Source organism: Aquiluna sp. (assembly GCF_965064355.1).
This window is the reverse complement of the sequence record NZ_CBCHRQ010000028.1, coordinates 1-15,315: the sequence shown is the minus strand read 5'-3', so window position 1 is coordinate 15,315 and position 15,315 is coordinate 1. Positions and strand designations below refer to the sequence as shown.

The window sequence follows — 15,315 nt, the reverse complement described above, 5'->3', positions numbered from 1 at the left end:
TTTGTCTCGATGATGATCCAGGAGCCAACCACCACTCGCTTGCTACCGCTTGAGGTAGTTGAGCAGCAGGCGGTTTCTGACCAAGAAGTCTTCCCACTTTACGAATTTGAGCCAGAGGCAGACAAGGTGCTAGACGCTTTGCTTCCGGTTTACATCGAAAACCGTATCTACAACGTCATGCTGCAGTCTGCTGCCGCCGAACATGCTGCCCGTCAGAAGGCCATGAAGAGCGCAACCGACAACGCAGACAAGTTGATTCTGAACTACACCCGCTTGGCAAACGCAGCACGTCAGGCAGAAATTACCCAGCAGATTTCGGAAATCGTTGGTGGAGCAGACGCTCTGCAGACGGTTGACGAGGACTAAGAGAAAGAAAGCACAATGGCCGAGAGCACTAAGACAGCAACGGGTCGAATCGCGCGCGTTACCGGACCGGTGGTTGACATCGAGTTTCCGCACGATGCGATCCCTGGAATCTACAACGCCCTGACCACCGAGGTCGCTTTTGGTGACCAGAAGTACACGCTTACCCTCGAGGTTGCGCAGCACCTTGGTGACGACCTAGTTCGTGCCATCGCGCTAAAGCCAACCGATGGTTTGGTTCGCGGTGCAGTGGTGACTGACACCGGTGCTCCGATCTCCGTCCCAGTTGGTGATGTCACCAAGGGTAAGGTTTTCAACGTTATCGGCGAGGTGCTAAACGCTGAGCCAGGCGAGAAGATTGAGATCACCGAGCGCTGGCCAATCCACCGCACCCCACCTGCTTTCGACCAGCTTGAGTCCAAGACTCAGATGTTCGAGACCGGTATCAAGGTCATCGACCTGCTAACCCCTTATGTACAGGGTGGAAAGATCGGTCTATTCGGTGGTGCCGGTGTTGGTAAGACCGTTTTGATCCAGGAAATGATTTACCGCGTGGCAGAAAACCACGATGGTGTGTCGGTATTCGCAGGTGTCGGTGAGCGTACTCGTGAGGGTAACGACCTAATCGAGGAAATGAAGGAAGCCGGCGTTATCGAGAAGACCGCACTGGTCTTCGGTCAGATGGATGAGCCACCTGGGACCCGTTTGCGCGTAGCGCTTTCTGCTCTAACCATGGCGGAGTACTTCCGCGATGTTCAGGGCCAAGACGTTTTGTTGTTCATCGACAACATCTTCCGCTTCACCCAGGCAGGTTCTGAGGTTTCCACACTGCTAGGCCGCATGCCATCAGCCGTTGGATACCAGCCAAACTTGGCTGACGAAATGGGTCTGTTGCAGGAGCGAATCACCTCTACCCGTGGTCACTCGATTACCTCGCTACAGGCAATCTATGTTCCAGCTGACGACTACACCGATCCAGCCCCAGCAACCACCTTCGCTCACCTGGATGCAACCACTGAGCTAAGCCGTGAGATCGCTGCCAAGGGTCTGTACCCAGCTGTGGACCCACTAACTTCGACCTCTCGAATCTTGAACCCTGCCTACATCTCGGTAGATCACTACGCGACCGCAATTCGCGTCAAGGCGATCTTGCAGAAGAACAAGGAACTTCAGGAAATCATCGCCATCTTGGGTGTTGAGGAGCTTTCCGAAGAGGACAAGATCACCGTGTCCCGTGCACGTCGTATCCAGCAGTTCCTATCGCAGAACACCTTCATGGCAACCAAGTTCACCTCGGTTCCAGGTTCGACTGTTCCGCTAAAGGACACCATCGAAGGCTTCTCCAAGATTGCCAACGGTGACCTGGACCACGTTCCAGAGCAGGCGTTCTTCAACTGTGGTGGTCTTGACGATGTTATGAAGGCATTTGACCGCATCCAGAAGGACCTGAAGTAGTGGCAAGAGAACTCAACGTAGACCTAGTCGCAGCAGATCGTAAGATCTGGTCCGGCAGCGCAACCATGGTGGTCGCCAAGACCTCCGAGGGTGAAATTGGTCTTCTCGCAGGTCACGAGCCAATGCTTGCCATCATGTCAGCGGGCCAAATCCGAATCACCCTTGCCGAGGGCAAGTCAGTGATCGCGGAGACCACCCAGGGCGGCTTCTTATCTATCGAGTCTGACACTGTCACCTTGGTGGTCAGGGACGCAACCCTAATTAGCTAATGCTTATTCTGCTGCCGCCGTCGGAAACTAAACGTTCCGGCGGCGTTGGCATTTCTATCGACAAAGCTGCCATTATTTGGGCTGCGCTCGACCCTGCGAGAGATGTCCTACTAAAGAAGCTTGCGACGCTCTCAAAGTCGAAGGCCAGGACCGTCAAAGCCTTGAAACTGGGTAAGAACCCGGATGCTGACATAGCTAGCTTGAAAGAACTGCTAACCGCGCCAACCATGCCAGCGGTCGAGCGATACGCCGGAACGCTCTATGACGCGCTTGGCTACCAATCTTTGTCAGCGAAGGGCAAGGAGCGAGCCAAAGAGAATCTTTTCATCCAGTCCGCATTGTTTGGACTCTTGCCTGCCACCGAGCAGATTCCCTACTACCGACTCTCAGCCACTAGCAGTCTGCCGGGGATTGATCTCAAAAAGCACTGGATAAAGGCCCACGTTGCAGTATGGCCAAGAATGCAAGGTCCAATCTTGGATTTGAGATCAAAGAGCTATGCGGCACTAAACCCAATTCCCGACCGCGAGCACTACACGGTTGAGGTATTGGATGAAACCTCCGGCAAGGCTCTAAATCACTTCAACAAGAAAGCCAAGGGAGTATTTGTGAGGGTCGCGCTTGAGCATGGGTTAGAAACGGTTGACCAAATACCGCAAATAGCAAAACTGGCAGGCCTTTCGGCCCGCCAGTCTGGATCAGTCATTGAACTTATTGTTCCAAGCGGCTTTTAGCCGTCTTTGGTGGTGACGCCAGGCTCAATCATTGGAGTAACTTCCTCATACTTCGGAAGCTCAATCACGCCATCCTCCAAGCTAATGATCGAGTCAAACCAACCTTGGTCGTTGTAGAGCAGGTGCCCTGGCACTAGCCAGAAGCCTCCAGCGGCATCCCAAACTCCGAGCATTGCTGATTCAGATTTGTTGATCTTTAGGTCGACAACCTTTGGTTCTGGGTTCTCTTCCGGAGCAGCGCCCTCGCCTGGCAGCGGCTCCACGATTGTTTCAGAGCCAACAACAGGGTCCACGCTAACTCTTGATGAGATTGCGGTGCTGTTGTAGTAGCTCGATGGGGCAGAGCCGTACCAGCGACCCTCCTTGATGCGAGAAACCGCATCGTTGGCGGAGATGGTCTTGAACTCGCCACGATCTACCAGCTTGAAGCTGTGACCGGAGGCATTAGCTAGGTTTCCCCACGCATCCCAACCCACAGAAACGCTTACTGGAAGAGCTTGGCCGTCCAAGGTTAGGTCTGCATAGGCATAGCCACCCCACTCGTCGCGTGAAACCTTGAAGTCGCTTGCAGCGATGTCAGTCCCAAGAGACGCAAAGAGCTTGGCAGCGTATTTCGCCATTTCTTCTTTTGAAGGAACCAGCTCAGGCTGAGGCTTTGGCTGTTCGCAAGTCTCTGGCGAAGTACCGTCATCTTTGGTTTCACTTGGAGTCGCGCTACAAGCCCAAAGCGATGAGTCCCAGCTTGAGAAGTACCAAGCGCCGGTGCCGGCCCAGTAAACGTTTAGGTAAGACTCGACACCAGATTCGGACTTACTCTGAACCGTGAAACTTGGAGCCAAATCGGTGGACCACTCGTCTTTTTTGATCTCGCCCTGAATCTTGAACTCCTTCATCAGCGATGCCATTAGGCCCTCAGCGGTTCCAACCAGCTCCGCCTGATAAATGTGGCCCTTACCGGTTGAATCACTAAGTCCATCCGCGATGTAGTTGTACTGCACGTAACCAGGCCAAATCATGCCGACCTTGGCATCAGCCGGGGCAGATTCTGCGCTGGCGAGAGTCTGGCCACCTTGAGTGCCAATGCCCATCGTGAATAGTGGCTGCGGTGCAAACGCGCTTGGTAGCACAAATGCTCCCACCAAGGCCAGGGATGCAGCCGCAAAAGATCCAAGACCTAGGCGAACGCTGGTGAATCCAAATACGCGCTTTGGCTTGGCCTTGGCTGCCTGCGCAACCAGGTAATCCGGAAGTTTCGCACCTTCGGTCGAGATCGAGTTTGAGATGCGGTTTCTAAGTTCTTCGTTTTCGTTCATATCCATGATGTGTAGTAAGCCTCTAGTTATTTTCAGAATTCAATAGCTGGGTAAGTTTTGCTTTGGCGCGAGACAGTGAGATAGCGCAGGCATTCTCGCTTTTTTCTAGCGCTACGGCCAGCTGCTTTGGCTCTAGACCTTCAAATGCCCACAGTGCAAGTATTTCCTGCTCCTTAGAAGTCAATGCCTTCCAAGCCTCCGCCAGCTCCAAATCAGCAAGCGCTATCGACTCGGCACTCGGAGCGGATTGCGGCTCTTGCAGGGTTGCAAAAATCGCCTGCCTGCCCTGTTGCTTGCGGTTGTGATTAGAGATCAGATAGCGAGCCGACTTGTACAGCCAGGGAAGCTCTAATCCCTTCGGGATGCTGTCTTTCTTTTGCCAGGCCAGCGCAAATAGATCTGCGGCTAAGTCCTCAACATCCTCTGATTTGGTTCGTCTTGCGATAAACCGTGATGCTTCAGGCAGGTAAGCCCTGAAGATGTCGTTAAATTCTTGCTCAGTCATTTCTCTCCCATCTAGCCAATGTAATAGCGATGCGAATCTTTTCAGTCTCTTCTGAAGCATCCCGGGGCGTGGTCTTTTACCAAGCCGGATGATTGCATCAGGGCATACATGGTGGTTGGACCTACAAAACTAAATCCCAATTTACGCAGCGCCTTGCTCAGAGCGATTGATTCTTCGCTGGTGGCAAGCCAGGTGAAGTTGGATTCTGGAGTTTGTCGAGTCTTAGGAGCGAATGACCAGATCAAACTGGTGAGGTCTATCCCTTTATCCAGCACTAAGTTGGCATTGTTAATCGCAGAGATGATTTTGGCCCGATTCCTAATGATCTCAGGGTTTAGCATCAGTTCCTCGATTTTGTTGGCATCGAACTTTGCAACTTTTTTGATCTCAAAGTTTTCGAATGCTCGTCTAAAACCTTCGCGTCTTTTCAGGATGGTGATCCAGCTCAGCCCAGCCTGAAATCCCTCAAGGCAGATTGCCTCAAAGAGCTCTCGCTGACCACGGCCCTCTTGCCCCCACTCGTTGTCGTGGTAGCGAATGTAGATCTCATCATCTGTAACCCAGGAACAACGGGTCAACCCATCAGCGTGAATGCGGGTGTGGGTCACTCTGAATACTCGATCTTCTCAAGCCCTAGAAGTTTGCGTTTGGTTGGAATGCCATCGCCACCTGAGTATCCGGTGATCTTGCCGCTGGTTCCCATGACGCGATGGCATGGGACGATCAGGGGGATTGGGTTTGCTCCAACCGCTGCACCAACCGCACGGGAGGCCTTTGGTCTTCCGATTCTTCGAGCAATCTCACCGTAACTGAGCGTTTGACCGTGCTTGATCTTTGAAATCTCAGCCCAAACAGCGAGTTGAAACTCAGTGCCCGAGAGATCTAGTTGACCCTGGTAGTCCGCTTGGTTTCCTGCAAAGTAGTCCGTAATCCATTTGATTGCTTTATCAACCTGGGCCTGGGCTTTAGCGCTGGTTGTGAAGTCCAAACGCTTGGCATCTCCCATCAAGAAGGCCAGCTCAACCACAGCGTTATCGCTTGCTGAAATAGCCAGGCGACCGATCGGAGTTTTTACTACTTTGGTGCAACCAATTTCTGTAACCATGGCTCAAGTATCTCGAATTGAGATGTCATTTTTAGTTCTTATTCCATCTGCTGTGGAAAAGAGTTATCCACAGAAACTTCATTCGAACCCCAGCAGGTGAACTAGGTGGGCAATGTGTAGGCATGCAAAGCAATCTCATCACCAAACTGCAGCAACTTTTCTCGGTCAAACGGTTATCGGCGGGTCCCGAATTGCAAGTTGCCCAGCCCACGCCTTCATACCTGCCTGCCTCACTAGGGGTAGATCAACTTGGCGTGCCAGTTGACAACCCGCTTCGAGCTTTCTTTGGGCACTGCATGATCTTGGGCGCAACGGGGACCGGAAAGACAAGTTTGGTAAAAACCTTATTGAGTGATCTTGATTGTCAGGTGCTTTGGTTACCCGATGCAGAGGTTCAAACCAGTGTCCTGAGGGATGCCATTTGCCAACAGCAGCGCTTTGAGCTACCTGTGCTTTTGGTGGTGGATGACACGCACTTGTTTGCTGAGCACATGGAACTTCTCGAGCTTGTGGCAAGAGATGGACGAAAATCGAACATCTTCCTTTTACTCACCGCTCAACTGCTATCTGATGTGCCGCAAGCAGTCTGGCAAAATTGCCAGATTCGGTTCGCTATCGGCCACGAAGCCAGAAAACAGTTGAATGCTGCAAGCGATGAACATCTAGCCGCTTATGTGGCGCACTTTAGCTGGCCCGGCAAGCAGGGGCTAATTCGTATTGCAGAATCAAAATTGGAAAACAAGGAGCTTCCAGATCAGGGCAACCCTTTGCTTAGACGCGCTTCCACGCCTCAGTTAGCACCTTACGTAGAATCTGCTCCAGCTCGTCAAACTCCTTTGGACCAATGGTCAATGGAGGAGCTAGCTGAACCACAGGGTCTCCACGATCGTCAGCTCGGCAATACAGGCCTGCCTCATAGAACGCGCTATTCAAGAACCCTCTAAGAAGCTTCTCAGACTCTTCCTTGGCGAAGGTTTCACGAGTTTTCTGGTTCTTGACCAGCTCGATGGCGAAGAAGTAGCCATCGCCACGGACATCGCCAACAATTGGAAGGTCGTAGAGCTTTTCTAGGGTCTTACGGAAGATTGGGGAATTGGTGCGAACGTTGTCCACCAACTTTTCACGGTCATAGATGTCGAGGTTTGCAAGTGCTACAGCGCAGGCAACCGGGTGGGCGGCAAAGGTGTAACCGTGCGGGAAGATTGTGGTTCCCTCGGTGAATGGCTCAAAATACTTTTCCTTGAGGAACAATGCGCCAAGTGGTTGCGTTCCAGAGGTGATTGCTTTCGCGGTGATCATCATGTCTGGCTGAATGCCGTAGCGGTCGCAGGCAAACATCTCACCAGAGCGGCCAAAGCCAGTAATGGTCTCGTCGGCCACAAAGATCACGTCGTACTTATCGCAGATCTCACGAACGCGCTTGAAGTAGCTCGGGTGAGCGGTGAAACAGCCACCGGAGTTTTGGATTGGCTCAACATAAAAGGCGGCAACGGTGTCTGGCCCCTCCATCAAGATGGCTTCTTCGATGCGGTTAGCGGCCCAAATGCCGAATTCTTCCTCGGAAGTGAATCGGTCCCTAGCTCGGTACCAGTTGGTGTTTGGTACGCGAATGGTTGATGGCACTAACGGCTCAAACATTGCCTTCATGGCAGCGATACCGGTGATCGATAGAGCTCCGTGGCTAGTGCCGTGGTATGCGGTCATGCGAGAGATGACCTTGGTCTTGGTTGACTTGCCCTTGAGCTTGTAGTACTGCTTGGCAATCTTCCAGGCGGTCTCAACCGCCTCACCACCACCGGTGGTGAAGAAGATGCGGTTTAGATCTTTAGGTGCATAGCTCAATAGTCGTTCTGCAAGCTCAATCGCGCGCGGGTGGGCGTATGCCCATAGCGGCATGAAGTCCAGCTCCATCATCTGCTTGGCGGCCGCGTCGGCAAGTTCCTGGTGGCCGTGACCGGCATTTACCGCGAATAGACCACTTAGGCCATCAATAACCTTGTTGCCCTTGGAGTCCCAGAGGTAGTGCCCCTCACCTCTGGTGATGATGGTCATGTCTTTGGTCAGGTAGGGGGAGTGGCGAGTGAAGTGCATCCAAAGGTGATCCTTGGCACTGCGCTGCAGTTCCTTGTCGCCGTAAGCCTCTCCTCTGCTCATTGCTTCGAAGAGCTTGAGGTCGCGGCGCTCGCCGGATTCGGACTTCTTGGATTTCTTCTTGCCGAGTAGGCCTAGGAGACCTTTGGACTTCTTGGGTGCCATTGCTATCACTCTTAACTTCGTCGTTAGTTGGCTAGAAAGATGCTATCGGGTTCCCCAGCTATAGAACTGCTTGTGAAGCTTGAGATAGACAAATGTCTCGGAGGAAATCACTCCTGGTAGCGACCGGATTTTGTCGTTTAGCAACTGAATCAGGTCTTCGTCATCCTCGCAAACCACCTCGACCAAAACATCGAAGCTTCCTGCAGTGAGCACCACATAGTCAACCGAATCAAACTCGGTAAGTTGCTTTGCAACCTCGGAGGCGTTTCCCATGCACTTGATTCCGATCATGGCCTGGCGACTAAAGCCAAGCTTCATCGGGTCGGTAACGGCGACCACCTGCATCACTCCGGACTCGGTTAGTTTTTGAACGCGCTGACGCACAGCGGCTTCGGAAAGACCCACGACCTTGCCGATCTCGGAGTATGACTTCCGGCCGTCTATTTGCAGTTGCTCAATAATCTTTTTGGACACATCATCCAGCTGAGAGCGGCTAGCTCTTTCCATTCTTGCCATTGCAGAAGTATTGCCCAACGAGGTGCCATAGACGATGGATTTCGCAACTAATTTGTCAAATAGTTACGAATTCAGTCGAGTTTCAAAACTAGGCTGTCGAAATGCCCCCTGCGGGTTTAGAGTCGAGACATTACTAGCTCAATGAGGAGTTTCGCGTGTCAGTGAAGCAATTGAAAAACTTTGTCGGTGGCAAGTACGTTGCCGCATCTTCTGGTGAAGTCAGCGATGTCATTAACCCATCAACTGGGCAGGTCTATGCCCACGCTCCGGTATCCAGCGAGCAGGATGTAGCCGCTGCCTATCAGGTTGCCCAGGCCGCTTTTGAAGAGTGGGGCCAAACCACACCATCTGAGCGCCAGCTGGCGCTGTTTCGAATTGCCGATGCCCTAGAGGCTCGCGCCAAGGAGGCAGCCGAGGTTGAGTCCGAGAACACGGGTAAGCCACTTTCCACCCTCGTGGATTACGAGATCATGCCTTCGGTGGATCAGATTCGCTTCTTCGCGGGTGCTGCCCGAAACCTAGAGGGCCGCTCCGCAGGAGAGTATCTTCGCGATCACACCTCAATGATTCGCCGCGAGCCAATTGGTGTCATCGGTCAGGTCACTCCATGGAACTATCCGCTGAATATGGCGACCTGGAAGTTTGCCCCTGCGATCGCAGCCGGAAACACCATCGTGCTAAAGCCATCGGACACCACCCCGGCTTCCACTTTGCTACTTGCAGAAATCGCAGCAGAGTTTTTGCCTGCCGGTGTTTTCAATGTGGTTACCGGTAACCGCGACACTGGTCGATCAATGATCGAAAATCGCATCCCTCAGATGGTGTCGATTACGGGAAGCGTTCGTGCCGGCATGGAGGTCGCCAAGAGTGCATCCTCAGACCTCAAGCGAGTCCACCTTGAGCTAGGTGGCAAGGCTCCGGTAATCGTGTTTGCAGATGCTGACTTTGCTAAGACTGCAGCTGGCATTGTTGCCGCTGGCTTCTTCAACGCAGGTCAAGACTGCACCGCAGCCACCAGGTTGCTGGTGCAGGAATCTGCCTACGACGAGTTCATGCCATACCTATTGGCAGAGGTGAAGGCCAGCGCGAAGGTTGGCAAGCCTTCTGAGGAAGACATTCTGTTTGGACCGGTAAACAACGCCGGCCAGCTTGCTCGAGTTAAGGGCTTTATCGATCGTCTACCAGATCACGCCAGAATCGAAGCCGGTGGTAACCAAATCGGTACCGAGGGTTACTTCTTTGAGCCAACTGTTCTTTCTGGCTTCAAGCAGACCGATGAGCACATTCAAGAGGAAATCTTTGGACCGGTTATCACCGTTCAGAAGTTCTCCGATGATGCTCAGGCTCTGAAGTGGGCAAATGACGTTCAGTACGGCCTAGCCGCTTCGGTTTGGACCACCAACCACTCTCGTGCAATGCGCTTTGCAAAGCACTTGGACTTCGGTGCGGTTTGGATCAACACCCACATCCCATTGGTTGCAGAAATGCCGCACGGTGGCTTCAAGCACTCTGGCTACGGCAAGGATTTGTCCCAGTACGGCTTTGAGGATTACACCCGAATCAAGCACGTCATGAGCTACATCGGAGACTGAGGATAGAAATTTATTTTCTTGGTCCTAAAAGTTAAAGTTTTGTGCCAAACTTGGGCTTGCTTCGGTTTCCCGGTAGCAATGTTCATGTTGGTTATTACTCACCACTGGATTGAAATCCGTGGACTAAGGAGATTGCAATGAAGGAAGGTCTACCTCAGGACCCAATGATGCGTCAGCTCGTGCAAATGGCACGTGGCAAGATGCTTTCTCGTCGCGCTACCCTTTTGGGTATCGGTGGCACCGCCGCCGTTCTGTCTTTGGCCTCTTGTGCCGCTGACGCCAAGAGTGAGTTGACACCAGCAACTGATCTTTCTGACAGTGAAAAAGTTTTGGTTTGGCACAACTGGCCGCTTTACATGGATGGCGAGGATGACGCCTCCTACCCGACTCTAAACCGCTTCATGGACCAGACCGGCATCACCGTCGAGTACATGATGGAAATCGACGACAACGACACCTGGTACGCCAAGGTCAAGGACCAGCTGGCTTTGGGCACTGACCCAGGGTTCGATGTGGCCTGCCCAACCAACTGGTTGGTAAACCGCATGATCGGTCTTGGCTACCTTCAGACTCTTGACAGCGCAAACATGCCAAACAAGGTCGCAAACCTAGCCCCTGCTTACCTAGGCGACGCCAATGACCCAGAGCGCACGATCTCGGTTCCTTACCAGGGCATCATCGGCGGCATTGTTTACAACAAGAAGATGTACAAGGAAGCAACCGGCAAGGATGCCCCAACCTCACTAGCTGATGTTTGGGCTCCTGAGCTAAAGGGACGTGTTGGCCTAATCTCCGAGATGCGTGACTCTGTGGGCCTAACCCTATTGAGCCAGGGCATCGACATCACCAGCGACGCATCTCTAACCGAGGATGCGTTCAACGCAGCGGTTGAGTTCATTGCTGCTCAGGTTTCTTCCGGTCAGATCTTCAACATCAAGGGCAACTCCTACGGTGAAGACCTAACCAACGGCAACATCATCGTGGCATTGGCATGGTCGGGAGACACCACAATCTTGAACGCTGAGGTTGGCGAAGAGCGCTTTGGTTTCGTTGTCCCAGACACCGGTTCAACCATCTCCTCTGACTCCTTCGTTGTTCCTATGGGCTCGGCTCACAAGAAGAACGCTGAAGCGCTAATCAACTACTACTACGACCCAGTAAACGCTGCTGAGTTGGCTGCCTACGTGAACTACGTAACTCCAGTGGTTGGCGCTAAGGAAGAGATGCTAAAGACCGACCCTGCGTTGGCCGAGAACCCATTGATCTTCCCGTCCGAGGAATTCCTTGCAAATGTCTTTGCCTTCCGCGCTCTAACCGGACAGGAAGAGCAGCGCTTCGCAACTGCGTGGCAAAACGTTTTGCTAGGCGCCTAGGTGGCAACAGAGTTCGTAGCTAGAGGTCAAGACCTAGAGCTAGTTGGCATTCACAAAGAGTTCCCTGGTTTCACAGCCATTGAGAACCTTGACCTAAAGATCCCAGCCGGTGAGTTTTTCGCACTGCTTGGACCTTCGGGTTGTGGCAAGACCACCACTTTGAGAATCGTGGCGGGATTGGACGAAGCCTCTCGCGGCAAGGTGCTAATTGGAGGCAAGGACGTAACTGCCTTCAAGCCTCACGAGCGTCCAGTGAACACTGTGTTCCAGAGCTACGCGCTGTTTCCTCACATGTCCGTTTTGGAGAATGTAGCGTTTGGACTTCGTCAGCGCAAGATTTCCGATCCGCTTGCCAAGGCAACCGAGGCCTTGCAGCTGGTTGAACTAGAGCACCTGGCTCTTCGCAAGCCACAGCAGCTTTCCGGCGGTCAGCAGCAGCGTGTTGCACTAGCTCGCGCATTGGTAAACCGCCCAGCGCTACTACTTTTGGATGAGCCACTTGGCGCACTGGATCTAAAGCTTCGTCGTCAGATGCAGGTTGAGCTAAAAGCCATTCAAATGGAAGTCGGCCTTACCTTCTTGCACGTCACCCACGACCAGGAAGAAGCCATGGACATGGCTGACACCGTAGCGGTTATGAACAAGGGTGAGATTGAGCAGATGGGTGCCCCAGAGGCCCTCTACGACCGCCCAAAGACCGCATTCGTTGCAAGGTTCCTAGGACAGTCCAACATCTTTGTTGGAGACGTGGTTGAGGAAAACGATCACAGCATTTCGATTAGCTGTAACGGTCAAAGAATTGCCGCTCCGAAAAAGCGTTCCGAGAAGCACAGCGGCAAGGTTGCTCTGGGTGTGCGCCCAGAGAAGGCAACCTTCCACGAGGATAAGCCTGACCTAGATTCCAATCACAACCTGGTGGGTCCCGGTGAGATCATCGACATCCGCTTCACCGGAGTTTCCAACCAGTACCTAATCGATGTTCCAGGCTTTGGTGACATCACTGTCTTTGCTCAGAATGTTGGCAAGAGCCCAGTGGTTGAACTTGGTGCTCATGTTTGGGTGAGCTGGAAGGTCGAGCACGCGTTTGGTCTAAGTGATCTGCCTCTCAAGGCAGATAACGACGAGGCGTAAAGCCCGTGGCATTCGTAGCGCTCGGTCAGGGTTCAGCAGGTACTTCTTCCGCACCAACTAAGGCATCCAAGGTCGCCTTTATCTTGTTGGCACCGGGCATGATCTACCTCGGGTTGTTCTTTCTTACCCCGCTGGTTTCGCTGGTAATCACATCGCTAAAGACCGCCTCATTTTCCGGCGAAATTGGTATGTATGACTACGGATTCCAGGTTTCGAACTATGCCTACGCGCTAGAGCAGTACTTTCCTCAAATCACCCGAAGCTTCATCTATGCGCTGATCGCTACCCTGATGGCACTTCTGATTAGCTACCCGATTGCTTACTTCATTGGCGTTAAGGCTCGCTCCAAGCCGATCCTGCAGGCGTTTTTGCTGACCTTGGTGATCGCGCCATTCTTCATCAGCTTTTTGCTTCGCACCTTTGCCTGGAAGCAGATCTTCTCCAACGAATCTCCGGCTACACAGTTCCTGCAGTCAATTGGCGTGCTGGCTCCAGACCAGTATGTAATAGGCAGCAGCTTTGCGGTTATCGCAGGTTTGACATACAACTTCATTCCTTTTATGACCCTGCCGATCTACACCTCGCTTGAGCGCCTAGACACTCGATTGGTTGAGGCCGGGTCGGATCTTTATGCCACTCCAGCTCAAACCTTCTGGAAGGTGACTTTCCCGCTCTCGCTACCGGGAGTCATCTCGGGAACTCTTTTGACTTTCATCCCTATCTCGGGTGACTATGTTTCGGCATCCAGAGACTTCCTAGGTGGTTCTGACACCGCGATGATCGGAAACGTGGTTGAGGCGAACTTCTTCCGCATCCAGGATTACCCGACCGCCTCTGCGCTCTCGGTAATGCTGATGGCTGCCATTGTGGTTTTGGTTTCGGTCTACGTTCGAAAGAGTGGAACGGAGGAGCTACTGTGAAATTTTCACTGGGAAAGTGGCTTCTTCCGACCTATGTCACCTTGGCGTTTATCTTCACGATGATTCCGATTGCCTACACCTTTGTTTTCTCGTTCAACAAGGTAGAAAAATCTAATATCGCCTGGAAAGAGTTCACCTTTGACAACTGGCTAAACATGTGTGAACAGCCGGTGGTTTGTGAAGCTTTTGGTAATTCGTTGGCGATTGCGGTTATCTCAACCCTGATCTCCACAGCGCTTGGAACTGCAATTGCAATCGCACTGGGTCGCTATAAGTTCAAAGGACGCGCGGCGACCAACCTGCTTTTGTTCTTGCCAATGGCAACCCCTGAGGTTGTTATGGGTGCTGGCCTTGCGGCTCAGTTCCTAAACGTTGGTATCTCTAAGGGCTTCTGGACCATCGTGGTGGCCCACGTTATGTTCACATTGAGCTTCGTGGTGGTAACCGTAAAGGCCAGAGTGGCAACTCTTGACCCAAGGCTTGAAGAGGCTGGTCGCGATCTCTACGCAAACGCTTCATCGGTGTTCTGGAGAATTACCTTCCCACTTTTGTTGCCTGGCATCATGGCCGCGGCAATGCTTTCGTTCGCATTGAGTTTCGATGACTTCATCATCACCCAGTTCAACTCAGGACCTGAGACTACGTTCCCTAAGTTCGTCTATACGGCGGCAGCTCGTGGAATCCCACCTGAGGCCAACGTCATTGGATCACTGGTGTTTATCGTGGCAATCGCAATCGTGATGATTGTTCAGGTGCGCTCTTCGCTGAAGGCTAAGAAGCTTCGCGCTTAGAGGTATAGCGACTCAACAGCATCGCGGAAGTGCGCGTTGTGGTGCTCAGCATCTTTCTCATTCGACGCTGGCGAGAACAAGACCATGTTGTGGAATGGCGTCATCAAAATACCTCGGTTGATCGCGTGCAGCTGCAGGTACTGCTGCAACTCGAAGTCATCCGCATCAGCTGCCTGTCGGCCGTTGAGCGGCGCTTCCGACCTAAAGCTGTATTCGCCTCGGCAACCAATTCGTGAGACTTGCCAGGGCAAGTTGTACTCGTCAATGACCGACTGAATGTTCTGTGTCCAAATTTTGGCTAGTGCCTCCATGCGGACAAAGGCCTCAGGGGTCAAAACCTCACTTAGGGTGGCGCGAACTGCCGCCATCGAAAGAGCATTTCCAGCCAAGGTGCCGCCAACTCCACCGACGTCAATGGACTCTAGGTTGGTGGAGATTGCAATTCGGTTGGCCAGCTTCTCGGTTAGGCCGAATGCTCCAACCGGAACTCCGCCACCGATTGTCTTGCCCAGGACCACAACATCGGGATGCAGGTCGTATTGCCTCGTCATTCCGCCGGTACCCGCAGAGATGGTGTGGGTTTCATCCAAAATCCAGATCACGTCATACTTCTGGCATAGTGCCTGCATGCCCTCTAGGTAGCCAGGCTCTGGCAGCACGATTCCGATATTGGTGAGCGCAGGCTCCATAAGCATCGCTGCTACTTCACCGCTGGCAAATGCTTTTTCGGCAGCCTCGAGATCATTGAATGGAATAACGACCGTGGTCTGGTTTGGGTGAACTGGCATTCCGATGTTGTCATGACGAGGAACGGTGTTGCCGTTATCGTCCAGCACTGCAAAGGTTTCGTCCACGGTCCCGTGGTAGCAGTAGTCGTGGACAGCAATCTTCTGTCGCCCGGTCACGTGACGGGCGTAGCGTAAAATGTGACGGTTGGCGTCGGTTGCGGTGAGGGTGAACTGCCACTTTGGCATACCAAAGCGCTCTGCCAA

General features: G+C 52.8%; 16 protein-coding genes. 9 read left to right on the top strand and 7 right to left on the bottom strand.

The genetic code is table 11. The features are described from left to right. From AC128V_RS03920 to AC128V_RS03905, 4 genes are all read left to right on the top strand, one after another. A partial coding sequence (locus AC128V_RS03920; RefSeq protein WP_482763376.1) for a F0F1 ATP synthase subunit gamma occupies positions 1 to 366 on the top strand: 366 nt, incomplete at its 5' end. A 15-nt stretch (positions 367 to 381) separates the two neighbouring features. Continuing rightward, positions 382 to 1,818, top strand: a complete 1,437-nt coding sequence (gene atpD, locus AC128V_RS03915; RefSeq protein WP_482763375.1) for a F0F1 ATP synthase subunit beta — start codon at positions 382 to 384, stop codon at positions 1,816 to 1,818. Further along, positions 1,818 to 2,087: a F0F1 ATP synthase subunit epsilon gene (locus tag AC128V_RS03910; protein ID WP_482763374.1), complete on the top strand. Its 270-nt coding sequence runs from the start codon at positions 1,818 to 1,820 to the stop codon at positions 2,085 to 2,087. Before atpD ends, AC128V_RS03910 begins: the two co-directional genes overlap by 1 nt. Next, positions 2,087 to 2,821, top strand: a complete 735-nt coding sequence (locus AC128V_RS03905) for a YaaA family protein (protein ID WP_482763373.1) — start codon at positions 2,087 to 2,089, stop codon at positions 2,819 to 2,821. Before AC128V_RS03910 ends, AC128V_RS03905 begins: the two co-directional genes overlap by 1 nt. Here the strand turns inward: AC128V_RS03905 and AC128V_RS03900 are convergent. The 6 genes from AC128V_RS03900 to AC128V_RS03875 form a co-directional block, all read right to left on the bottom strand. Next, positions 2,818 to 4,140, bottom strand: a complete 1,323-nt coding sequence (locus AC128V_RS03900; protein WP_482763372.1) for a hypothetical protein — start codon at positions 4,138 to 4,140, stop codon at positions 2,818 to 2,820. The genes AC128V_RS03905 and AC128V_RS03900 overlap by 4 nt on opposite strands. 16 nt (positions 4,141 to 4,156) lie before the next feature. After that, a complete protein-coding gene (locus tag AC128V_RS03895; protein WP_482763371.1) occupies positions 4,157 to 4,639 on the bottom strand; it encodes an RNA polymerase sigma factor in 483 nt (160 codons plus the stop codon). Between the two features lie 41 nt (positions 4,640 to 4,680). Beyond that, positions 4,681 to 5,247 carry a DNA-3-methyladenine glycosylase I gene (locus tag AC128V_RS03890; RefSeq protein ID WP_482763370.1) on the bottom strand — a complete coding sequence of 189 codons (567 nt, stop codon included), beginning with the start codon at positions 5,245 to 5,247 and terminating at the stop codon, positions 4,681 to 4,683. Beyond that, positions 5,244 to 5,744 (bottom strand): methylated-DNA--[protein]-cysteine S-methyltransferase, encoded by a 501-nt coding sequence (locus tag AC128V_RS03885; RefSeq protein ID WP_482763369.1) that lies wholly within the window; start codon positions 5,742 to 5,744, stop codon positions 5,244 to 5,246. The genes AC128V_RS03890 and AC128V_RS03885 overlap by 4 nt, the downstream gene beginning before the upstream one ends. A 771-nt stretch (positions 5,745 to 6,515) precedes the next feature. Continuing rightward, positions 6,516 to 7,898, bottom strand: coding sequence for an aspartate aminotransferase family protein (locus tag AC128V_RS03880; protein WP_482763377.1), 1,383 nt, complete (start codon positions 7,896 to 7,898; stop codon positions 6,516 to 6,518). Between the two features lie 144 nt (positions 7,899 to 8,042). Next, positions 8,043 to 8,516 carry an Lrp/AsnC family transcriptional regulator gene (locus tag AC128V_RS03875; protein ID WP_482763368.1) on the bottom strand — a complete coding sequence of 158 codons (474 nt, stop codon included), beginning with the start codon at positions 8,514 to 8,516 and terminating at the stop codon, positions 8,043 to 8,045. 155 nt (positions 8,517 to 8,671) lie between these two features. On the opposite strand from AC128V_RS03875, the gene AC128V_RS03870 reads away from it, so the two are divergent. The 5 genes from AC128V_RS03870 (at position 8,672) to AC128V_RS03850 (ending at position 14,323) form a co-directional block, all read left to right on the top strand. Continuing rightward, complete coding sequence (locus AC128V_RS03870) at positions 8,672 to 10,108, top strand: gamma-aminobutyraldehyde dehydrogenase (RefSeq protein ID WP_482763367.1); 1,437 nt, start codon at positions 8,672 to 8,674, stop codon at positions 10,106 to 10,108. Between the two features lie 137 nt (positions 10,109 to 10,245). Next, positions 10,246 to 11,481, top strand: a complete 1,236-nt coding sequence (locus tag AC128V_RS03865; RefSeq protein WP_482763366.1) for an ABC transporter substrate-binding protein — start codon at positions 10,246 to 10,248, stop codon at positions 11,479 to 11,481. Then, the gene (locus tag AC128V_RS03860; protein WP_482763365.1) at positions 11,482 to 12,612 is read left to right on the top strand and encodes an ABC transporter ATP-binding protein; all 1,131 of its coding nucleotides are present in this window, start codon (positions 11,482 to 11,484) and stop codon (positions 12,610 to 12,612) included. Between the two features lie 5 nt (positions 12,613 to 12,617). Further along, positions 12,618 to 13,532 carry an ABC transporter permease gene (locus AC128V_RS03855; protein WP_482763364.1) on the top strand — a complete coding sequence of 305 codons (915 nt, stop codon included), beginning with the start codon at positions 12,618 to 12,620 and terminating at the stop codon, positions 13,530 to 13,532. Continuing rightward, positions 13,529 to 14,323, top strand: a complete 795-nt coding sequence (locus tag AC128V_RS03850) for an ABC transporter permease (RefSeq protein WP_482763363.1) — start codon at positions 13,529 to 13,531, stop codon at positions 14,321 to 14,323. Before AC128V_RS03855 ends, AC128V_RS03850 begins: the two co-directional genes overlap by 4 nt. Here the strand turns inward: AC128V_RS03850 and AC128V_RS03845 are convergent. Beyond that, the coding region (locus AC128V_RS03845) for a transaminase (protein WP_482763362.1) at positions 14,320 to 15,315 on the bottom strand (996 nt) is incomplete at its 5' end. The genes AC128V_RS03850 and AC128V_RS03845 overlap by 4 nt on opposite strands.